The sequence below is a fragment of the Leptospira andrefontaineae genome (assembly GCF_004770105.1).
In the GTDB taxonomy this organism is placed as follows: Bacteria; Spirochaetota; Leptospiria; order Leptospirales; family Leptospiraceae; genus Leptospira_B; species Leptospira_B andrefontaineae.
Window position 1 is genome coordinate 132,928 of sequence record NZ_RQEY01000018.1, and the last position, 21,909, is coordinate 154,836.

At 40.4% G+C, this 21,909-nt stretch carries 15 protein-coding genes; 9 read left to right on the plus strand and 6 right to left on the minus strand.

Annotated features, from left to right (window positions below; translation table 11 throughout):
* Window positions 1–28 precede the first annotated feature (28 nt).
* The 4 genes from EHO65_RS12270 to EHO65_RS12285 are packed head-to-tail and all read right to left on the minus strand — an operon-like array spanning window position 29 to window position 8,393.
* Window positions 29–2,467, minus strand: coding sequence for a right-handed parallel beta-helix repeat-containing protein (locus EHO65_RS12270; protein WP_135774709.1), 2,439 nt, complete (start codon window positions 2,465–2,467; stop codon window positions 29–31).
* A complete protein-coding gene (locus EHO65_RS12275; protein ID WP_135774711.1) occupies window positions 2,461–3,648 on the minus strand; it encodes an LIC11435 family protein in 1,188 nt (395 codons plus the stop codon). Before EHO65_RS12275 ends, EHO65_RS12270 begins: the two co-directional genes overlap by 7 nt.
* Window positions 3,638–5,752 (minus strand): FecR family protein, encoded by a 2,115-nt coding sequence (locus tag EHO65_RS12280; RefSeq protein ID WP_135774713.1) that lies wholly within the window; start codon window positions 5,750–5,752, stop codon window positions 3,638–3,640. Before EHO65_RS12280 ends, EHO65_RS12275 begins: the two co-directional genes overlap by 11 nt.
* On the minus strand, window positions 5,736–8,393 hold the full coding sequence (locus EHO65_RS12285; protein ID WP_135774715.1) for an adenylate/guanylate cyclase domain-containing protein: 2,658 nt from the start codon (window positions 8,391–8,393) through the stop codon (window positions 5,736–5,738). The genes EHO65_RS12280 and EHO65_RS12285 overlap by 17 nt, the downstream gene beginning before the upstream one ends.
* A 215-nt stretch (window positions 8,394–8,608) precedes the next feature.
* On the opposite strand from EHO65_RS12285, the gene EHO65_RS12290 reads away from it, so the two are divergent.
* The 4 genes from EHO65_RS12290 to EHO65_RS12305 all read left to right on the plus strand — a co-directional run bounded on the left by EHO65_RS12290 (window position 8,609) and on the right by EHO65_RS12305 (window position 13,281).
* Window positions 8,609–9,064, plus strand: coding sequence for a peptidylprolyl isomerase (locus EHO65_RS12290; protein WP_108927145.1), 456 nt, complete (start codon window positions 8,609–8,611; stop codon window positions 9,062–9,064).
* Window positions 9,065–9,188: 124 nt separating this feature from the next.
* Complete coding sequence (locus EHO65_RS12295; RefSeq protein WP_135774717.1) at window positions 9,189–11,414, plus strand: PAS domain-containing sensor histidine kinase; 2,226 nt, start codon at window positions 9,189–9,191, stop codon at window positions 11,412–11,414.
* Window positions 11,415–11,416: 2 nt separating this feature from the next.
* The gene (locus tag EHO65_RS12300) at window positions 11,417–11,860 is read left to right on the plus strand and encodes a response regulator (protein WP_135774719.1); all 444 of its coding nucleotides are present in this window, start codon (window positions 11,417–11,419) and stop codon (window positions 11,858–11,860) included.
* The gene (locus tag EHO65_RS12305; protein WP_135775226.1) at window positions 11,857–13,281 is read left to right on the plus strand and encodes a histidine kinase dimerization/phosphoacceptor domain -containing protein; all 1,425 of its coding nucleotides are present in this window, start codon (window positions 11,857–11,859) and stop codon (window positions 13,279–13,281) included. The genes EHO65_RS12300 and EHO65_RS12305 overlap by 4 nt, the downstream gene beginning before the upstream one ends.
* Here EHO65_RS12305 and EHO65_RS12310 read toward each other — a convergent pair.
* A complete protein-coding gene (locus tag EHO65_RS12310; protein WP_135774721.1) occupies window positions 13,278–13,748 on the minus strand; it encodes a four-helix bundle copper-binding protein in 471 nt (156 codons plus the stop codon). The genes EHO65_RS12305 and EHO65_RS12310 overlap by 4 nt on opposite strands.
* A gap of 177 nt (window positions 13,749–13,925) precedes the next feature.
* Between EHO65_RS12310 and EHO65_RS12315 the strand changes: the two genes are divergently transcribed.
* A complete protein-coding gene (locus tag EHO65_RS12315; RefSeq protein WP_135774723.1) occupies window positions 13,926–14,966 on the plus strand; it encodes a diguanylate cyclase in 1,041 nt (346 codons plus the stop codon).
* Window positions 14,967–15,113: 147 nt separating this feature from the next.
* Window positions 15,114–15,482 (plus strand): hypothetical protein, encoded by a 369-nt coding sequence (locus EHO65_RS12320; RefSeq protein ID WP_208744076.1) that lies wholly within the window; start codon window positions 15,114–15,116, stop codon window positions 15,480–15,482.
* Window positions 15,483–15,484: 2 nt separating this feature from the next.
* Here EHO65_RS12320 and EHO65_RS12325 read toward each other — a convergent pair whose 3' ends face one another.
* On the minus strand, window positions 15,485–16,258 hold the full coding sequence (locus tag EHO65_RS12325; protein ID WP_135774727.1) for an exodeoxyribonuclease III: 774 nt from the start codon (window positions 16,256–16,258) through the stop codon (window positions 15,485–15,487).
* 64 nt (window positions 16,259–16,322) lie between these two features.
* On the opposite strand from EHO65_RS12325, the gene hisD reads away from it, so the two are divergent.
* The 3 genes from hisD to mfd are packed head-to-tail and all read left to right on the plus strand — an operon-like array spanning window position 16,323 to window position 21,907.
* Window positions 16,323–17,615, plus strand: a complete 1,293-nt coding sequence (gene hisD / locus EHO65_RS12330) for a histidinol dehydrogenase (protein WP_135774729.1) — start codon at window positions 16,323–16,325, stop codon at window positions 17,613–17,615.
* On the plus strand, window positions 17,612–18,463 hold the full coding sequence (panC, locus tag EHO65_RS12335) for a pantoate--beta-alanine ligase (protein ID WP_135774731.1): 852 nt from the start codon (window positions 17,612–17,614) through the stop codon (window positions 18,461–18,463). Before hisD ends, panC begins: the two co-directional genes overlap by 4 nt.
* 6 nt (window positions 18,464–18,469) lie before the next feature.
* Window positions 18,470–21,907 (plus strand): transcription-repair coupling factor, encoded by a 3,438-nt coding sequence (gene mfd / locus EHO65_RS12340; protein ID WP_135774733.1) that lies wholly within the window; start codon window positions 18,470–18,472, stop codon window positions 21,905–21,907.
* Window positions 21,908–21,909: the final 2 nt, after the last annotated feature.

A 21,909-nucleotide genomic window follows, 5' to 3' on the forward strand; every position in this document is an offset into this window, starting at 1 on the left:
TAAATTCTTAAACTTTATTTAGATTTTTTTAAAAGCAGCTTGGGTCGTCGAGTTCGAAGGCACCAATGGAATATCCGTCTGAACCAGATGGAGTAGCTCCACCTGAAGATGTTGTTCTGGTTACAGGTGCTCCGATGACTGCATCTAATTTATAATTTGCATCAAAACTATTTAGATAAGAAGTAGTCTCTACTCCTCCGAATGCAATCGAGCAAGGACCACCAGTTGCAGTACTCATTGCCAACCAAGGTTGAGCGATTGGATAACCGTTAAAGGAAGGCGTTGTTAAAAAGTTCTGATTCGATCTGGTTGCACTTAGGACATCGTTCATAAATGCATTGGCGACTAAACAAAGGCCAGTAATATTAAAAGTTCCATTCCCGCAAAAGATTGAGAAATTTGTCGCGCCTACGGTAACTGTTTTGCCAGAAGGGCAATCTAAACTATTTCCTCTAAAGATTGAGTTGGTAGATGGGGTAGTAGAAAAGGACGTGCAAACAGCATTTGATCCTTGTCCTACGATCAAATTATTCGCCATCTGAGCATTAGTCGCGACGCCGGTCATATAGATTCCATAATTTGAACCTACAGTAGCTCCACCTGCATAGATCGTATTACCCGCTATATAGTGTTTAATTAGGGCGGTATTCTCTTCATTTCGAATTCCATAGTTAAACTGAGAAGTCGCGGCACCATCAGTGTACGGACGGAAATTCATCGTGTTATTTATAATTGCTACTAATCTATCTACGAAGTTCACAAGTAAGACTGAGTGGGAATCGTTTACAGCTTTATCTCCGCTGATTCTATTTCTAAGCAAATAAACATTGGAATTATAACTATACACGGCAGAAGAACTCAACGCACCGAAGCCGCCTTTGATCACATTTGTATCAATCTGGTTATTCGATGGGGAGCTAAGAAGATAGATTCCACCTCTTGTTCCAGCAGCATTCTCGACTCCTAGTCCTCCTTGCCCTCCGGAAATATAATTTGCATATATATATATATAACTATTCGCATCTCCATTGAGGATCCGAATACCGAAAGCGTTTTGTTTCGTTTCGTCGGCAAATATACTAAATCCTTGGACTACATGAGCTTTGGTACTATCACCTGCCATTCCGGATGCTGTAATTGTGATCGGAGCACATTCATTTGAACTTAAAACAGTTCCAGGGCATTGTACTATATTTCGGTTATCAAAAATCCTAGTCGGAGTACCATCCAAATCCTGAGTGGTAAATGCAGAATCAAAACTTCCCAGAAGTCGAACCCCACCGGAAGAATTGAGTGTGATCGGAGAAGTAGTTCCTATAATTACATAGTCTCCACCTTCTACAAATACAGTACAAATGCTCGAAGGTGTACATTGGTTGACCCCGGTTTGGATTGTCTTACAAGAATCGCTCGGGTCCATACAAGTATTACTATCATTACCGGAGGTATCGCTCACGAAGTAAACATCACCTTCCATCATTCTAACATTTAAAGATATGGTTGCTCCGCCGTTTGCAAGAGCCACTGCATCCTTACAGCCAGTAAGTATAAATACAACGTCAAGAGGGAAGGTCAATGCTCCGAAAGACCAAGGTAGAGTAGTAGGCGCAACTCTTGCGGTGTTTCCTGCGTAGGTTATTCCTGGACTATTGCTCGCAGTTCCTGCAGAATAAGGAGGGCCTCCCCCAGTTGCGTCTAATACACAGCCCGTAACCGGCGCGGAGAATGTGAAAACCATTTGTTTGGTGGAAGGAAAGAAAGCACCCGCAGCAGGCACACTTGTTTTCATTAAGGTTAAACAACTGATCTGTAGATTTACATCTGCGCCAGCAATCGTTCCATTTGAAGGAGTAGTAATTACTAGGCAATTATGTGTAGAAGGAACCGTAGGCATTGTTCCGAGAGTGATATCGTATCCTAAACCGTCTCCTACATCAAAACTGACCGTTCCGTTGGCAGAAGTCGTTTTTAAGTCTGTGCCATTATTATAAATTTGTAAATTAGTGTTGTTTGTGCTGTCGATACCTGTGACGACCACATTTGCCTTATACCAGTTTTCGGCACAATTTACCACGAATGTAGTGCTTGCGAAAGTAAGATTAAGATTCGGATTGCTGATAATACAGGTCTGGGTCGGAAGTGTAGCGGGTGCGGTGATGATGCTTAAAGTATAAACGATATTCGGATCAAAGTATCCGCTGAATGATTGTGTTCCCGCTGCAGTAAAGGTGAGTTGTTCTGAATTTATCCCTAATTCTACTACCAGAGTGCCTGAGTTTGTCAGACCGTTTACTTGCACATTAATCGGAAAAGCTGTCCCCGTCAAATAGGACACAAAATTAGATATATTCATAAAATCTAAAATGCCCGATTTTTTAGGTTTGGTATAACAACCCATTGTGCTCAAAGTGAACACGATCAGCAAAATGGAATATAGTTTAGGAAGAAAATTCTTGAGAGTTACCATGCGAATTCCACTCCTAATTCCATTCTCTGTTGAAGAAGATAAGAATTCCCGGAAGCGTATGTAGTCGCCCTATCTGATTCTCTTGCGTTTCTAAGGATAGGAGAGACTGTTACGGGAGTATCTGTTCCTTCTACTTTTACTTGTTTAGGTCCTGGGAAAAACCCTGCGTCGATCACATTGATTAAATAAAAGAATCCTAATACTCCTAATGCCACTCCAAGTTGGTTATATTCTCCTACAGCATTAGAATATTTGGGTGAGATCTGAGTATAATTATATACTGCCAAAGTGAAAAGTGTTGGGTCCCCGGATTGTAAGAATGCGGAGTTATACATAATATTGCTTTGCCTTGCTGCATCCAATTCATGAGTTGCACTTAAATAAGAACTCCCTCTGGCAGCAGCATAACCACCGGCTACGAAGATCAAACTTGGGAAGATTGCAGTCCTAAATGTTGACTTCTTTTGATAATATTGCCCCCAACCAGGAAGAACTGCAGATCTTGCGGCAGCTCCCAGATCAAAGATAGAAGGCCCAGAGGTCCCGGAAGAAGATGACTTGGAATCTAAGGCAGCTAATTCATCTTCTGTTTCAGCTACTAAGAAATAATTTTCCTTTTCTGTGGACTTGTTTCTAGGATTTTCCAAACGTAAGGAAACAGCACCTTCCGGGGCTTTTTTCTTATCGATGGTAACTACCATAGTTTCGGAATTCTTGAGATCTATGGACTTAACAGGGATTTCGTTTCCTTTAGAATCTTTTAATATTACTTTTGTGGCTTCTGTAAAATGTTTTCCCTTGATCTCGAAAGATTCAGGCATGTCCTTACTTAAGAACTTACTTTTTTCAGCAGCGATCACTTCAGGTTTTTGAGAAAGAATAACTTCGAATGGGATCCAAGCGGAGAAGACCGAGACTCTTCCGTATTTGTTTAATACACCGATCCTGTGCTCGTATGCTCCCGGAGGTAATTCGATTTGGATCTGAGAACCATTTGTCTTCTCTCTGGTGATCTTACCGCGAGAATCTTTGATCTCTACTTGGTAACCGCCAGCATCAGGAATAGGTCTCCATTCTAGTTTTACACCTTCTTCCTTTCCGAAAATCGGAAGAGAAAATAAGAGGAATCCGACTAAAAGCGCCCCTATCGTATTAGATTTTCGGAATCTTCTACTCAACATAAAATTCCTTAGGAGTCAAAATCTCCGGTGCCTTGAATGTCGCGGACATGATTACTTCGAAATCCCTCGTTAAAGGGAGGGTAGTGCGGATTTGTCCAGAGCTGTCCCTGTATTTTGCGCTCAGTCTCCACTGATATTTTCCTTCCCTTAACCTATACAACTCTCGATAGTCGTAGGATTCTCCCTTAATTTCCTTTTTAAAGACTGTTTTTAGCGTTTTTTGGTCCGCTTCTAAAAGCTCCAGGATGTATGCCTCTGATTTGCCTTCAATTTCCCAATAAAATGACAAACTTGGTTTCTCGTCCAAATCTATCTTGTCCCTATCCCTCGGATATACAGGAGAAACAAAAGGTGCTGAGTCGGAGGTTTTAAACCCAGAAGAAGGACTGCTCGTCAGAACTTCTCCCTCAGGAGAAAGAAGAGTAACTTTCCAATAATAATCCCCTGGCCCTGAAAGTGGGACGGAGTTTTGTCCGGAGCGAACGGATGTTTCGAATATCTTAGAAGCAAAATTAGGATCTTTAGAAACTTCTAATTTATAAGTTCCGCTTGGGTCCGGTCTATCCCATCTAAATTGTAATTTGCCGTCCACTGGATGACCTAATTCGGATCCATCTTTAGGGAAGGAGAGTCGAATCAAACCAAGAGGTTTTAAAGTAAACTTACTGACAGAAGAAGAGATTACTTCGTCAGAGTTGGAGTTTGCTTTAATTCTCCAGAAATATATGCCTTCTTTCCAATCTAGATCCGGTTTCATAAAATTGGAGTTAGTCGATTTGGAGAAAAGTATATTTTTGAAATCGGAATCAGCGGCTATTTCTATGGAATAAGATTTGAATTCCTTGTTGGAACTCCAACTGAAGAAGGAACCAACCTTAAAGATACGAATTCCTATCTCTTCTCCTTGCAAAGGTTTCAGAAGTTTAGGAGGTTCTGCCTGTTCAGATTTTCGTAAAACGAAAGAAATTGTATCCGAACTTAACTCAGTGAACCCTTGTTTGTCGGAACTCATTTTTACCCGAGCAAAAAATTGTCCTTCCGTTTTAGGTTCCCATTTTAAGAAACCTGCGGAAGAATCTCCGGTATATGCAATTTGTTTAAAGTTTGCATCCGAGGAAACTTCCAGTTTATATTTTGTCTGAGAATCGAATGTAGTCCATTGGAATCGGACAGGTGGTGCTGTTTCCGTATAAGAGAACGTCTCTTTGTTGGTAGGGGAGACTAATCTTGGTTTATTCCAAGAAACTAATTTAAAGTTTTTAGAAGAACTGAATTCATCTTTTCCAGACTGAGGATTTTTTCCAGCGAGTCTCCAATAATAAGAGCCGTTAGGAAGTGAGATAGACGCAATTGTCCCACCTGCATTCAATTTTTTTAAACCTGTTCTGAAACCAGAATCTTTGGCAACTTCCAATCTGAAAGTTTTCACACTCGGAGAATTTTTCCATTCGAATCTGACAGGAAGAGTCTCCCCAGCGATTGGAAAATATGTTTTATCCGAAGGAGAAACTGTCTCCAGATTTAATGTATGAACTTCTACTTTTCCGTCTTTTAGATCTGCAGATTGGTTTTTCCCAACGGTATTCTCACCGGAAGACGAGACAACCTTTGCCTCTCCTTGTTTTACTTCTAAGTTTAGGCCTTTGTTTTCGTCTTTGGAAATTTTCAGATCTGAATTTCCGAGAGAGATCTTGGTATCCCCGGAACTGATCTGTAAATTACCCGATCCTCCGCCGGTAGCCGAGAGTGAACCTGATACGAAACTGATCTTGTCCGTATCTTCTACAAGGATCATACTTCTTTCGTCCATTCTGATCTCTGCAGAATTTTCTCCATCAGTAAAAAGTAATACTGCTTCGGAACCTTCTTCTGTACGGATTGTATCTCTGTATCTGATCGGATCCGACTCGTCTAACTCTTCCCAGATGACTTCCGAATCAAGTTTTCTTAATATTTTGAGTTGTTTTGTTTTAAGTTGGCCTACAACTTTATTGGTCCCGGTTTTGGGACCCGCATTTGCATAAAGATATAATAGTCCCGAAAAAAAGAACAGTAGTAGAACTAAAGCAGTAACGACGACACGGCCGTCATTCAAGTATTTCATACTTTAATTCCTCTTCCTCATCTCCTGTTTTTGTTTTTTTCTTGGATTCGTATTCTATTCCGAGCTTTCTTCTTAGCTCATTCAGATCTCTTGGACGATCCATATCGTCTTTTCTTCCCAGAACGGCGTAAATGGTTTGGGGTTCTTCTTTTCCCTTCACCTTGATAGATTGCATTTTTTCGACCGCAAAAATATCTTTTACATGATCCAGTAAATCTTGTGTAATTAAAATATCTGTTCCGAAAGGTTTGTTCAACGCTTCCACACGAGAGGCGAGGTTCACTGCGTCACCGATCACAGTATATTCTAATCTTTCTTCCGAACCGATTTGGCCTGCGATCACAGGTCCAAAGTTAAGACCGCAACCGATACGAATGATCGGTTTTTTATCTCCACCTCTTCCTTCATTGAACTTAAGAAGAGCGGCTCTCATTAAAAGTGCACCGTTCACCGCATTTTCCGCATCGTGCTCCGAGGTGCGAACTGCTCCCCAGGTTGCCATGATCGCGTCTCCGATAAACTTATCCACGATCCCGTGAGTATCGTTCACACAACGAACCATCTCTGTCATGTATTCGTTTAAGAATTCTACTACTTCTTCAGGCTGTAGTTTTTCCGATATTGCAGTAAAGGAACGAATATCCGAGAAGAAGATCGCACACATCTTTCTTTCTCCACCCAGGGTCAGTTCCTTGTTCAAGACCATTTCAGCGATCTCTTTGTTTACGAAACGGCCGAGAGCGTCTTTTACCTTCTCTCTTTCTTCCAGACCTTTTCCCATACTCACGAAATAATCAGTCAAAACGCCAATCTCGTCCTTTGTGCTGGACTTGATCCCAATCCTGAAATTTCCTTTTGCGATCTCAACCGTTGCGGTCAGAAGTTTTAATACTGGAATTGTGATGGTTCTTGCTAAGAAGAATACGATGATAAGTGCGATACAAAGTGCGATCGCCATGATTAAAAGGTTTTTGGTCTGGATCCGATACACCATCTCAAAAACTTTTTCTTCCGGGACCGAAACTATTACTCCTGCTCCACCAAAACCTAATTTTTGGTAAGAACCGTAATATTTGGTTTTAGTGGAATCTTCATATCTTGTTTGTTGGCTGTCTTCTCTTACGGAGGAAAGCATTGTTTCAAAAATAGGAAGATCCGCCCAATTTGTTTGGGACGCCAAAAGTTGAAGATCATGATGTGCGATCAGATCCCCATCTCCATTGATCAAGAATGGAACGTTAATATCTTGTTTTTGGAATACAGCAAGAAGTCTCTCTGCTCTGATGATATAAAGTAGAATGGACTTGCTTTGAGGATCATATACGGAAATAGAAAAAGTAGGTTCTTTAAAATTAGGAGTAAGGTTGTCTATTCTTCCGCCGGATTGGATCGTTTTTAAAAAAGAAGATTCCTTTTGAGAAACCGCGGCATCCAATTCCTCTCTATTGGAAGAAATTCCATCCAAGTAAGAATCATTATATAGAACTGTTCTTTTTTTGATTTTATCACCTTCTGCGGAATAAATTCCCGCTAAAAGAAAATCAGGTTCGTTCCTAAAGAAAAGATCTGCATAAGCACCAGGACCTTTTGGATCCAAAAGTTTTTCGGTAAGAGTTTTACCTTTATCACGAATATCTTTTAGGTCCGATTTTACTTTGATACCTAAAATATTCACCAAAGAGAAGTTAGTCTCCAATACTCTTACTTCGTAATTCTTTTTGAATTCGCTGGATGCATATAAAATGACTGTAGAAACAGTAACAGTAAGTAAAAGAGAGATCACCGCCATCAGTTTTAACTGAAGAGGGAACTTTGCAGTAGTTGCTAAATCCCCGACATCAGCGGCAGGATTAGGAGTGGATTCCTTTTTTGGAATATTCTTCTTTTCTGGTGTTGCTTGCGCCTTTGGTGTTTCTGAAACAGGCGAGGTGGTTTCGGAATCTTGTTTTTCTCCGGAGAATACCGTATCAAAGGAGATGACAGGTTTACTTTCCAAGGTGCGGAAACTCTCGGCCTCTTGGAATTTCGGGACCTTCTTCTTTCCGTTAGAATCTTTATGGCCGTTCTTGAAAACTCCTAGTTCAATTCCAGAAACTGCCAAAGGAAGTTCCTTTAGGAAAAGTGAAAATTCTCCTCTTGTGGAATCTGGAATTTCTTTAGGAGCTTTTTTGCGAGAAGCGTAGGTTTTAAACTCTCCTAAAAATTCAATCTCTGCTTGTCCTTGCAAACTTGGGAACCAAGCGCCTAACTCTCCTGTGGCGATATGAGGGTAGGAAGATATTACCATTTTGGAAAGTATCACTTCCCATCTTTCTTCTAATTCTTCCGGGATTAAAAATAAAATATTAGATTTTGCTGCTGCAGAAATTAATTTCCAAGCTGAATGGAATACTGACTCATTTGTTTCAGGTCCAGGAGGAATTTCTAATGCGAATAGTTTCCATTCTCCTGCGTGTAAAACTTCTTCTAAGTCAGTGACTAAAGAAGAACCTTTTTCAGAGAATACGCAGACTATAGTTTTGATCCCTAGATCTGCCCAGGCTCTTAATTCATCCTGGTTTTGGATTTTATCCTTCGCTCTTGCCCAGAAGGCGACCGCACCATTTGGTCCGAAGGGAATGTATTTTGTAGATGATGGCATTTTGTTCCTAAGGAAGTTCCGGAATAAAAATTCTCTTTTAGAAAGCTAAAAAATCGATCCGTCTAGCGGAAAGTAGATTCTGGAAATCCTCCGTTAAATTATCGGAACAACTGCATTCTATATTGAAAACAAGTCGAATGCGTTCTTCCCAATATAGGATACCTATTTAGTTGATTATACGGACATCGCTGAGAATTTGGACTTTGAGGATATTTATGGCAACTGCTAAGTTTACCACCAACCGAGGGACCTTCTCCGTTTTATTAGAAGATGAGAAAGCTCCAATCACTGCCGGGAATTTCATCCAATTGGCTCAGAAAGGCTTTTATAATGGTCTGATCTTTCACAGAATTATTGCAAATTTTATGATCCAAGGCGGTTGCCCTCAAGGAACCGGAACTGGTGGACCGGGGTATAAGATCCAAGACGAGTTTCACCCGGAACTTAAAAATAAGAAGTTTACTATCTCCATGGCGAACGCTGGTCCGAATACCGGAGGATCCCAGTTTTTCATCAATGTGAGAGACAATCTATATCTGGATAATCGCCATGCAGTTTTTGGGCATGTGAGTGAGGGAGAAGACATAGTTCAAAGTATTTCCGAAACTCCTACTGCTCCTGGGGATCGTCCTCTGCAACCAGTTGTGATTGAAACGATAGAGATCATCTAACGTATCCTTTGTGGGGTGTAAATTCCACAAACTCCACAAAAAGTCGAAATATGCTTGAAAATATCTATATTTCGCCATAATTAGAAACCCCTGCCCGGAATTTCTATTCCGGGCGGATCTATTTATGGGTTCTCCTTCTCCAATATTTTCAAGTTCTAACTCGGGAAATCCCAAATCCTTACTAGACTATATCCTCTCCAATTCGCCTATCGTGCTATTTTCCGCAGACGAAACGGGGCTTATGAACTTTGCATCCGGAAAAGCGTTAGACATGCTTGGCTTAGATTCTAGCGCTTTTATAGGGACTAACTTTGTACAACATGAATGGAACGCTGAATTTAGAGAAGAAGATGGAACAGTCCGCAGTCTCGAACAGACAGAAGCATTAAAACTCGTACTTTCTGGAAAAGAGATAAGTGCAGAGACTGTTTTTTTAGGAAGGCATTTTGCGGTCAGGATCTCTCCCGCATTGGGAGAAGACGGAAATATAAGAGGACTCGTAGGAGTCTCTCTGGATATTACCGATCGTAAGATAGCTGAAGATATATTAGAAAAACGAACTATAGATTTCGAGATTTTAATAGGTGCCTTGCCTGTTATCGTATTTTCTATTTCTCCGGAGGGTAGGATCATACTCGCTGACGGGAAAGGATTGGAAAGATTAAAGATCAATCCTAAAGATGTGGTGGGAAAAACCATTTTTGAAAGAGCAGGAAATCGCCCGGAGGTAATGGAAGCATTCTCTAAATCCCTTCAGGGAGAAGAGAGTATCTATCATACCAACCAAAACGATCTTCTCTTAGAAACAAGAATGTATCCTAGGATAGGTAAGAATGGTCGTGTCCAAGAAATATTAGGAATAGTTTATGATATTTCGGATCGAAAAGAATATGAAAGTCGTATCCGTAAAAATGAAGAAAAGTATCGGAATCTATTCCAAAATAATCCCCAGATCATGTTTGTTTTTGAAAGATCTTCTCTTAAGTTCTTGGCAGTAAACCAGACTGCAATCCAAACTTATGGATATTCTGAAAAAGAATTTTTAGAAAAAAGCGCAGAAGAACTTAGGCTTCCTGAAGAAAGAGAGTTTATGAAGGAGAAGATCAGGGAACTTAAGATTGGTACGAATTTTTTCCAGGAAATGAAACATCTCCGAAAAGACGGAAGTATCGTATATTTGGATATAGTTTCTTCTCCGATCCAATTCCAAGATACAGAGTCTGTTCTTGTTTCTGCAATAGATGTCACTGAACGGGTCCGTATATCAAGAGAAAATCGTTTTAATATCGAAGTCATTTCCCAAGTCAATGATGCGATTATCGCATTAGATGGTGATATGAATATCACCTATTATAATAGTTATGCCGCAAAAATGTACGAAGTAGAAGAGGGGGAATGTTTAGGAAAACATTATACTTCTCTTTTTCAAGAGGATTGGATCTCCGAGGAAAATTACAAATCTGCAATGGAAGATTGGAAAACCTTAGGGGCTTCCAAAAGAGAACTGATCCATACATTAAGATCAGGTAGAAAGATCACAATCGAAAGTAATTTTAAAAAGATCAATGCGGAAGGTTATCTGGTACCCGGTCTTATCATGGTTAACAGGGATATTTCAGAAAAAATTGAGTCCAGAAGATCACTAGAAGAAGCTCTTTTAGGTTTGGCAAAAACCAATAAGGAACTAGAACAATTTGCATATATCGCATCTCACGATTTACAGGAACCACTTCGGACAATCGCAAGTTACCTTCAATTATTAGAGAGAAAATTCTCAGAAGAGATCAAACCTGAGATGAGAGAATTCATCCATGTGTCCGTAGAAGCAGCTAAAAGACAACAGGGGCTGATCGAAAGTCTTTTAAGTTACTCTAGAGTGGGTTCCGATTCTGTGAATAAATCAAAAGGAGATCCTAATCTGATTTTGGATGAGGTCAGAAAGGATCTTTCTTCCGTAATACAAGAAACAAGCGCAAATTTAGTTTTAGAAGGTCCTTTTCCGGAGGTGTATGCAGACCAGGATCAGATCAGACGTTTATTCAGTAATCTGATCTCCAATGGTATCAAATTCCGTTCTCCAGCTAGGAAGCCGGAGATCCGCATCAAAGTAAAACATATTCCAGGTGCAAATGTGTTTTCAGTTTCAGATAACGGGATAGGTATGGATTCCAAATACTTTGATCGTATTTTTATCATATTCCAAAAATTGCATACTAGGACTGAATATCCTGGAACTGGGATAGGATTGTCCATTTGCAAAAAGATCGTGGAAAATCACGGGGGAAAAATTTGGGTCCAGTCCTCTATTGGAAAAGGGTCCGAGTTCTTTTTCTCCTTACCTGAGGTTTAATTATGAATGCTTCTTCTAAACAATATTTTGATATTCTTCTGGTGGAGGACAATCCTGCGGATGTTCGACTCACTATAGAAGCTCTGAACGATCTTAAATCCGATAAGAGATTATTCGTAGCAAAGGACGGAGAAGAGGCAATTGATTTCGTAAAAGGGGAAGGGGAATTCGTAGGAGCAAGACGCCCCGATCTGATCCTATTAGATCTGAACCTTCCCAAAAAGAATGGATTGGAAGTTTTAGAAGAACTTAAATCTGATCCTGAATACAAAAGGATCCCAGTTGTGGTATTGACTACTTCCGGATCGGACAGAGATATTATCGCCACTTTCAATCTACACGCGAACTCATATATACAGAAACCGGTGGAATACGATAATTTTTTGGAAGCAATGGATACGTTACGCATCTATTGGTTCAAAACTTCGAGGTTGCCTCCGAAATGAATGCAAGAGCGGTGTCCGTCCGGGTGAAACAAATTTTGGTAGTCGAGGACAACGAGGACGATTCTCGTCTGTTCGAAATATTTTTGAAAGAAGCGGATCCTTCTGGGGTTCGATTGAAACATTCTCCCACAGTTGCTGATGCTTTGGAAGTTCTAAAAGATCATGGAGAAGAGATAGATTGTATTCTTCTGGACCTTACCTTGCCTGATAGTTTTGGCTTGGACGGTTTCGAAGCTATTAAAAAATCCTATCCCAAGATCCCGATCGTAATCTGTTCAGGGACCCAAGATGAAACCATTGCAATGGAGGCGTTGCAATCAGGCGGTCAGGATTATTTGATCAAGGGCAAATTTGATTCCCATCTTCTATTAAGATCAATTCTTTATGCAATTGAACGACAGGACATGTTGTCTAAGCTAGAAGAGCAGGCATTTCTAATCAAAGAGAATGAAAAAAGATATAGGCTTATCTTCGAACATAACCCTCATCCGATCGTTTTGTATAATTTTGATTGTGAAAGTGTTTTGGATCTAAACCAAGAAACGGAAAGGATCTATGGTTATGATAGGGAAGAACTCCTTCATATGAAATTTTCGGATCTGTTTATAGGTGGTCCCGGAGAACGTCGGCAATATTTGGCTCTACATAATGGTAAAAATATTCCGGAAACACATGTGCATAGATCCAAGGAAGGAACTCCACTTTTAATGGAGATCACTTCTTATAGATTCCAATTGGAAGGAAAAGAAGTGGTCCTTGCTATCCTTGTGGATATGACCAAATGGAAGCAGTCGGAAGATAATCTAATACAATCATTGAGAGATAAGGAAGCTCTTCTGCAAGAGATCCATCATAGAGTGAAAAATAATTTGCAGATTATGGCGAGTCTTTTGAATTTGCAGGCAAATTACGCAAAGAACAAGGAAGTGACTAGAGAACTTAGAGATACCGAAAGCAGGATTTACTCTATGTCCTTGGTCCATAATGAACTTTATAATTCTAAAAATCTAGCAGAGATTGGTTTAGGTTCTTATGTGGATAAGTTATTAGATAATCTTTGGAATGTGTATGGGGTCGGTCCTGAGATTGGAAGGATCGTTGATGTGGGAAATTTAAGTTTGGCAGTGGAGAAGGCACTTCCAATCGGAATGATGATCAATGAGATCGCCACAAATTCGATCAAATACGCTTATTCAGAAAAGAAGAAGGGACAGTTCTATATAAAAGCAAAATCCGGAAATGGGATATTCTATTTAGAAGTGGGGGACGATGGAAAGGGGATCCCGGATTATTCTCAGATCGAAGCCAAAGAAACCTTAGGTTTACAACTGATACGGATCTTATCCAAACAGTTGAAGGCAAAATTGGACATCAATACTGCAGCTCCGGGAACCCGTTTCAAGATAGAGTTTGAGTTTTAAGCAGCGAGTAACTTTTTGAATTCCGAAATACAAGCCTTACAAGCTTCGCCGCATGACTTACATTCTTCGTGATGGTCTGCGTGTTTATCACATTGAGCTGCACATCTTTCACAAGACTCCAAGCAGATAGATGCTAATTTTTTAGTAGATGCGGAGCCTAAGGAAGATAATACAACGAATGCGTCACAAAGTGCCACAGTCTCTTCCACAGATCTAAGACAATCCGCCATTTCCTTGTGACCTTCTGCAAGCATGTCCACACACATACTGATGCAGACTCTACCTTTTAAAATACAAGCAGAGGAGGCTTCGATCGCTGAACCAGGAACGGAAACTTTGTTCTCCTTCTTCTTTTTGGAGACTTTTTTATCTCCGTGGTCATGTCCTAAAACGGAGGAACTTGCAAGTAGAGCCATGGTAGTTGCACCCAGGCCAAGGATTTGTTTTCTAGATATTTTTCGTTCCAAAGGAACCTCCCTCGGTGCTCTAAATTATTCCAGAATCAGGTTTTCGTCGCCTAAAATAGGTTGAAAACCCTAAAAAAAACCGCTTTCTTTTCGGAACTTTTGGAATAGGTTTGGAAAATTCTTCCCACTAAGTAGCTCTAATTGAAAAGACTCGTCGGATGAATTACCACAGTTAAAATGTTCGGACCAACGAAAGAAAAAAGCGAATCATCTGCAGCGATTGGCGAATCGGACAAAATTCTCATTCTGGACGATGCTCCGGAAAACTGCCTACTTGTAGAAAGGATCCTGAAAAAAGCAGGATATGGGGATGTGATTTCTACACAATCACCAGAGACCGCCTTGGAATGGTTAGGCCTCCAAGGAAACCCGGAAAACAAAAAAGATATTTCACTTTTACTTTTGGACATTCTTCTTCCTGGAGGAATGAACGGTTTGGACATTCTTCGCACCTTAAGTTCTAAGGAAGAATTTTCAGACCTACCTGTTATTATCATCACTGCGATCCATGATACCCAGACCTTGGAATCCGCATTTGAATTGGGTGCAATCGATTACGTTACAAAACCTTTTGATGCTCACGAACTAAGAGCAAGGGTCCGTTCTACTTTGAGACTTCGTCATGAGATGCTCCAAAGAAAACAAAGAGAAAGAGATCTAGAAGAGATCACGGATAAACTTTCAGAGGCTTACCAAACTTTACTCCGAGTTTCTCGGACCGACGGTCTTTCAGGAATTTGGAACAGAAGATTTTTTGATGAGATCTTAGAAGTGGAATGGAAGAGAGCATGTCGTTCCGAAAAACCGATCTCTCTACTTTTATTAGATATAGATTTTTTTAAAAAGTATAATGATACTTATGGGCACCAAGCGGGAGATGAATGTATCCGTCAGGTTGCGGGAGTTTTAAAAAATACCGCGAGAAGAGCGGGGGACTTTCCAGCACGTTATGGCGGAGAAGAATTCGCGGTTATTCTTCCTGAGACCGATTCAGAGAAGGCGATGATCGTGGCGGAGAATATCAGGACACGTGTCCAAGAACTAAAGATCCCTCATGAAGCTTCTCAAACTTCTGAATTTGTTTCTGTGAGTATTGGGATCAGCACTCGTATGTCCGGAAAAGATAAAGAAAGTAAAAAGTTTTTGGAAGAAGCTGACAAGGCGCTTTATAAATCCAAAGAAGACGGAAGAAATAGAAGTACTGTCTTCAAAGATTAAACCATTGTGTTTAGCCCTGACCAGGGTCTTATTTCATCTTTTTTTTCCCAGATTGTAATGAATCCCGTTCATTTTTTTCCTAAAATTGGAAATTTGTTTGCATCGCACTAAGTCTTATAACTTAATAAACGATATATAGAGATAGAAATGGCTATATTGGATAAAATAGTACAGGAATTCAAAAACAGGTTTTTTGAGACCGTAAAGGTTCCAGTGCAGGTGCATTCTTCTTCCGGAGATTTCCAAGCAACTTGGGAGGGCATCCAAGGTACTGCGTTCAGCTTTACCTTAGATCGTTTTCATCCGGATCCGGAAGGAAGCAACGCTGTAATAGAAATACGTGTTCCTTTTTGGAAGGAACCGCTATTATTCTCTGGAAAACTTTTGGATAAGAAAGTAGTTAAATCTAAATCTTCTGAGAGGATAACGGATACAGTTTTAGTATTCGAATCAGAACTTTCAGAATTTCTAAAAAAGAATCTTCCAAAAATTGATCTTACACTTCCTAAAAAGTAATTTTACTTTTTAGGAAGATCTACTTCTAAGATCATTGCTGCATGATCGGACAAGATAGGATCTTTTTTGACTGTGAGTTTTTTGAGTTTGGATTTAAGCTCGGGAGTCACGAAGAAGTAATCTATCCTCCAACCCTTATTATTCCCTCTCGCTCCAGCTCTAAAGGTCCACCAAGTATATTCTTGTTTGTTCGGATATAATTCCCTGAAACTATCTACCCAGCCTGTGGAAAGAAATTTAGTCACCCAAGCTCTTTCTTCCGGAAGGAAACCGCTATTTTTCACATTTCCTTTTGGATCGTGAATATCTATTTCAGTATGAGCAATATTCACATCTCCGCATAGAATGATATTGGAATGTTTCTTTTTTAACTTAGCGGAAATTTTTAGGAATTCTTCTAAGAATCTCATCTTTGCGGCTTGTCTCACATCACCTGTGGTTCCGGAAGGAAAGTAAACTGTCCAGATAGCATATGAATCGAATTCAGCTAAAACACTTCTTCCTTCTTTATCGAATTCATCTAAGCCCAATCCATAGGTCACTTTTTTAGGTTCTTGTTTGCTCCATATAGAAACTCCAGAGTAACCTTTTTTAACGGCAGAGTGGAAGAATGCTTTGTAGCCCAGTTTTTCCCATATTTCCGAACTGAGTTGGTCCGGCTGTGCTTTGGTTTCTTGGAAACATACAAAATCGGGTTTTTCGGAAGAGATGACGTCCCCCAGGCCTTTGCCCCAGGCGGACCGGATTCCATTGCAGTTCAGACAGAAAACTTTCATAGGTGTAAAAGAGTTCCCAGGATTTTCGGGATGCTAAGTCCGGGCAAAGAAAAAAAATGTCCGTATGAGCATTCGTATCAGGGAAGTAGGCAAGGATTTTTCCTTAGAACCCATTCTCCAGAGAGCAAAGCAGGATCTAAACGATACTTTGGCCCTGGTACGTCCCATTTTGGACCGAGTGAGAGAAGGTGGGGACAAAGCTGTTTATGAATTCACTCAAAAATTCGACGGACTCAGACCTGAAAAATTGGTTTATCCAGTCTCAGAATGGAAAGGAAAGGCTGACCCTGAACTTGTTGCCGCATTGGAAAAGGCAAAAGAGAATATTGAAATATTCCATAAAGCCCAGTTACCTTCTGATCTTGATGTAAAAGTCTCCGGAAATACATTAGGAATTCGTTATACTCCAATAGAATCCGTCACCGTATATGCTCCAGGTGGAAAGGCATTATATCCTTCTACCATTTTGATGGGTGTGATCCCTGCAAAGATCGCAGGCGTAAAACATATTCAGATAGTAACTCCTCCTCAAAAAGATGGGATCCCTGACGGATTATATGCTGCTGCAAAAATTGCGGGTGCCGATGCGATCGTAACAGTGGGTGGTGCACAAGGTATTGCGGCAGCATCTTATGGAACGGAAACAATCCCTCGCTCCGAATTTGTGATCGGACCTGGGAACAAATTTGTGACTGCGGCAAAAGTTTTATTAAGCGGACAGGGAGTGATAGGAATAGACAGCCCCGCCGGTCCGAGTGAAGTTCTTGTGATCGCAGACGATTCCGCAAATCCAAACTGGGTAGCGGCAGATCTACTTTCCCAAGCAGAACATGGGGAAGATTCAGCTGCAATACTTTGTACCGATTCTATGGAATTTGCTAAAAAAGTTTCTGCGGAGATAGACAAGGCTTTGAAAGAAAGGCCTAAAAGAGAAACGATCAAAAGAGCCTCGATAGAAAATGAAAGTTGGATATTAGTTTTTTCGAATTTAGAAGAATGTGTAAACTTCTCTAACCTTTATGCTCCAGAACATTTGGAGATCCAAACTGCAAACTATCACGAATTATTTAAGAAGATCAAACATGCAGGTTCCGTATTTTTAGGACCTTATTCTCCTGTTGCTATGGGAGATTATATCAGCGGAACAAATCATATTCTTCCAACAGCGGGTGGAAGTAGGATCTTTTCTTCTTTAGGAGTCCTTACTTTCCTAAAAAGAGTAACCTACCAAGAAGTGACCAGGGACTCTTTAGAAAAATTGTATCCATATGTAAAAGTTCTTTCCGAATTTGAAGGTTTGGATGAGGAACATGGAAATTCTGTAAAAGTGCGTCTTTCTGGGAACGGCAATCCATGATCGTATCCAAGGATCCAAACGAAGTCAGAAACCAAATTCTTTCCTGGAAGTCCGAAAAACTTTCAGTGGGTTTTGCTCCTACCATGGGATTTCTGCATGAAGGACATTCGAATCTATTTATTAGATCTGCTTCCGAGAATTCTAAAACAGTAGTTTCTATTTTTGTAAATCCTGCGCAGTTCAACGATCCGGAAGATTACGCAAAATATCCGATCAATACGGATGGTGATTTAGAAATTTGTAAATCATCCAAGGTGGATCTGGTTTTTTTACCGGATAAAGATACAATGTATCCGGGTGGAATTCCTGAAGTAGAATTACGGATCCCACATTTGATGAAAAATCTGGACGCTAGTACTCGTCCTGGGCATTTTGAAGGTGTTCTTTTAGTTCTTTCTCGTTTATTCCATATAATCCCTGCAGATCGTTCATATTTTGGTAAGAAGGATTACCAACAATATCTGGTCGTAAAAGATTTTGTGAAAGCACTTGGTTTTCCAATGGAGATCATCGGAGTGGATACAGTTCGCTCGAGAGAAGGTTTGGCATTAAGTTCTAGAAACGCTCGTTTAACTGGACCAGAAAAAGAAGAAGCTCTATTATTAATCAGAGCATTACGTCTTGGGGAGACTTTGATCCGACAAGGAGAAAAAGATCCGGCAGAAGTTCTAACAGTAATGAAGGATGTTTTGGATTCTTCTTCCAAAATACAAACGGATTATCTGGAAGTTTTGGATGCGAACACATTAGAAGAACTTCATATTGTAAAAGGGGAAATTCTTCTCGCAGTGGCTGCCTTTTTAGGGCAGGTAAGATTGATCGATAATATAACCGTAAAGGTATCTTAATTTTATATGGCTAAGTCTGTTTCCACTCAATCCGATTGGAAAAAATCTCTGGAAGATCTTTTCTCTTCCGCAAAAGAGAATTCTAAAATTTCCTCCGTTCCTAATTCAGTTCATTCTCTTTTATCTTCCGTTATATTTCAGTCCCAGAAAAATTCTAAAATTGTAGTCTCTCCTACAAATACCGAATCAGAGTTTTTATATAGAGAATCCTTAAGTTATTTAGAGCCGGATCTTGTTTGTTATCTTCCTGGGCAGGAAGTTTTGCCTTACGAGTATATGCGTTATCCTCAGGAAATGAAAAGAGAGAGGATACAGGCCCTCGCTCGTATATTGTCCGGAGAAAAAGTTTTAGTATTCACTTCTGTTTCCGGTTTTTTAAAAACCCTTCCGGAAGCTTCCGCTTTGATGGAAAGATCTTTGTCCGTAAAGTTAGGCCAAGAGATCCAGCCTGAAAATTTGATGAGAGAACTTGTCCGACTTGGCTATCATAGAGTGGATATGTGCCAGGCTTTCGGTGAGTTCAGTTTGAAAGGAGGGATCTTAGATGTGTTTTCCTCCTTCTCCGCTGATCCAATTCGGATCGATTTTTTCGGGGACGAGGTAGAATCCATACGAACATTCGATCCCGAAACCCAGAGATCTTTGGAAAATTTGGAAGAGGCGTTTTTACTTCCCGCAGATGAGTTTATTCTGACGGATTCTCAAAAAGAGAAGTATCGAAATCTGATCACAAACGCAGACAAATCTCTTCATTTGCCTGAAATTCCCGACGACGCAGGTGGAACTTATTACGAAGAATTGATCCCTATGGTTCGGGAAAATAAAGGAATATTATCTTTTTTTAAATCAAAACCGGGACTTGTTTTTCCGGACCCGAATGGGGCTAAAGAAAGGTATTCTCATCTTTTGAGAGAATATGATGCTCTTTATGAGAAAAGAAGTAAGGAGATCTTATGTGCTCCACCTTCTTTCCTTTTGAGAGATAAAGAAGAATCCGAAATTTTAGAAAATCTAAACGGTATTAAATTTACACAACTTCCCCCGAGCAAAGAAGAAGATCTGGTATGTCCATTACATCAAGCCCCATCCTTTAAGGGAAAGATCAGAGAAGTCCGTGAAAAACTGAAAGAATTGAAAACAGACGGGGGATGGAAGATCATTCTCACTTCTTCTTTTGAAGCCCAGACCCAAAGACTTTTAGGACTTTTTGAGTCGGAAGGAATTCGTTTATTAAACCAAGATACATCCGAACCTGAACCGATCCTTCTTCCTAATAAATCTAAGGAAGAAGTGTATTTAGCGGTTTCTGAAATAAGAAACGGTTTCTTATGGGAAGAAGAGAAACTTCTGTTCTTATCCGAGAACGATGTATTCGGAAGAGAATATAAACGTAAGACCAGATTTAAAAAACAAAATAGTAAGGCCATCCAAAGTTTCTTAGACCTGAAAGAAGGAGACTTTGTGGTTCACGTGAATCATGGAGTTGGGAAATTCCTTAAAATTGAAAGAGTAAACGCGGGCGGAAAAGAAAGAGACTTTCTAAAATTAGAATATTACGGCGGTGACACGTTATTTGTTCCTTTGGACCAAATTTCTCTAGTCCAAAGATTTGTAGGTGGGACAGAAAGACCGAGATTGGATAGTCTCGGTAAGAGTACTTGGAAAAAAACAAAGGATAGAGTCCAGAAAGCCGTCGAAGGTCTCGCAGAAGATTTGGTCCATATGTATTCCAACAGGATCAAATTACAAGGGTATGCTTTTCCTCCGGATACAATTTACCAAGAAGAGTTCGAAGCTGAATTCGAATACGAGGAAACTCCCGATCAGATTGAAGCGATAGAAGCCGTTAAAAAAGATCTAGAATCTATTAAACCAATGGATCGTTTGATCTGCGGGGACGTGGGCTACGGAAAAACGGAAGTAGCCATCCGCGCTGCATTCAAAGTGGCGATGGCCGGTAAACAGATTCTCATGCTTGCGCCTACAACAATCCTTGCCTTACAACATTATAATAATATGAAGAAGAGATTCGAGAACTATCCGATCACTGTGGAATTAGTTTCTCGTCTTAGGACTGCAGCGGAAACCAGGGACGTTCTAAAACGTTTTGCTTCCGGAAAGGTGGATATGCTCATCGGGACTCATGCAGTTTTAGCAAATTCCGTCCAACCTAAAAATCTAGGCCTACTCATAATAGACGAAGAGCAAAGGTTCGGAGTGAATCATAAGGAATCCATTAAGAAGATCAAAAACCTTGTGGATGTTCTGACATTGACTGCGACCCCGATACCTCGCACACTTCATATGGCTTTGACCGGGATCCGGGAGCTTTCTATCATCGCAACTCCTCCTAAGAATAGACAAAGTGTGGAAACATACGTGATCGAAGAGGATGAAGAGGTTCTAAGAGATGCGATCCGCACGGAACTTGCCAGAGAAGGACAAGTATTCTATCTTTATAATAGAGTTGAATCTATTGAACAAGAGACTAAAAGATTAAACGAGATCGTGCCTGAGGCCGCTATCGGAGTTCTTCATGGGCAGATGACAGAGGACGAGATCGAAGAAACTCTTGTAGATTTTTACGCACGTAAATTCGATATTCTTGTCACAACCACAATCATTGAATCCGGGATAGATATTCCGAATGTGAATACTCTTATCGTAAAAAGGGCCGATCTATTCGGACTTTCTCAGCTTTATCAAATCAGAGGTAGGGTGGGAAGAAGTGACAGAAAAGCATTTGCCTACCTTCTTCTTCCTAAGGACAGAGTTGTGACGGAAGATGCGGAAAAACGTCTGAATACGATTTATGAATACCAAGAACTCGGTTCCGGATTCAAGGTCGCGATGCGTGATTTAGAGATCCGAGGTGCGGGAAATCTTTTAGGAAAAGAACAATCCGGAGATATCATGGAAGTAGGCTTCGATCTGTATGTGCAGATGTTAGAAGAAGCGATCGCCAGGATCAAAGGAGAAGAAGTTAAGATCGAAGTGCGGACTGCTATCAATTTGGATTCTAACTTCTTCATTCCGGAATCGTACATACCGGACACAAGACAGAAGATAGAATTTTACAAACGATTTGAAGGTGCAAGAGACCTGGATGAAATAGAAGAAGTCACCCAAGAAATGACGGACCGTTTCGGCGAACCGCCTGAGGAAGCAAAAACTTTCTTAATGTTGGAAAAGATCAGAACCCTGGCTTCCGTTTTGGGATTCGAATCTGTATCCGAGTTGGGAGAGGAAATCCGCTTAAAATTAGGAACACATTTCTTAGGCAGTTATGACAAAATCGTAAACTTGATTTCTGCTCGGATGGGTCTTACCATGAATCCAAGAGAACCAAATGTTCTTTTATATGTTCCTGGGAAAGCCAACCAAAAAGACAAACTTGTGAAACTTGTGTACTTCTTAACGGAAATGTTACCCGACAAAAAGTAATG

Bases quoted from the DNA above. Each gene is read 5' to 3' on its own strand.
- EHO65_RS12270 (WP_135774709.1), bottom strand. From the start codon at position 2,467: ATGGTAACTCTCAAGAATTTTCTTCCTAAACTATATTCCATTTTGCTG.
- EHO65_RS12275 (WP_135774711.1), bottom strand. From the start codon at position 3,648: ATGTTGAGTAGAAGATTCCGAAAATCTAATACGATAGGGGCGCTTTTA.
- EHO65_RS12280 (WP_135774713.1), bottom strand. From the start codon at position 5,752: ATGAAATACTTGAATGACGGCCGTGTCGTCGTTACTGCTTTAGTTCTA.
- EHO65_RS12285 (WP_135774715.1), bottom strand. From the start codon at position 8,393: ATGCCATCATCTACAAAATACATTCCCTTCGGACCAAATGGTGCGGTC.
- EHO65_RS12290 (WP_108927145.1), top strand. From the start codon at position 8,609: ATGGCAACTGCTAAGTTTACCACCAACCGAGGGACCTTCTCCGTTTTA.
- EHO65_RS12295 (WP_135774717.1), top strand. From the start codon at position 9,189: ATGGGTTCTCCTTCTCCAATATTTTCAAGTTCTAACTCGGGAAATCCC.
- EHO65_RS12300 (WP_135774719.1), top strand. From the start codon at position 11,417: ATGAATGCTTCTTCTAAACAATATTTTGATATTCTTCTGGTGGAGGAC.
- EHO65_RS12305 (WP_135775226.1), top strand. From the start codon at position 11,857: ATGAATGCAAGAGCGGTGTCCGTCCGGGTGAAACAAATTTTGGTAGTC.
- EHO65_RS12315 (WP_135774723.1), top strand. From the start codon at position 13,926: ATGTTCGGACCAACGAAAGAAAAAAGCGAATCATCTGCAGCGATTGGC.
- EHO65_RS12320 (WP_208744076.1), top strand. From the start codon at position 15,114: ATGGCTATATTGGATAAAATAGTACAGGAATTCAAAAACAGGTTTTTT.
- EHO65_RS12325 (WP_135774727.1), bottom strand. From the start codon at position 16,258: ATGAAAGTTTTCTGTCTGAACTGCAATGGAATCCGGTCCGCCTGGGGC.
- hisD (WP_135774729.1), top strand. From the start codon at position 16,323: ATGAGCATTCGTATCAGGGAAGTAGGCAAGGATTTTTCCTTAGAACCC.
- panC (WP_135774731.1), top strand. From the start codon at position 17,612: ATGATCGTATCCAAGGATCCAAACGAAGTCAGAAACCAAATTCTTTCC.
- mfd (WP_135774733.1), top strand. From the start codon at position 18,470: ATGGCTAAGTCTGTTTCCACTCAATCCGATTGGAAAAAATCTCTGGAA.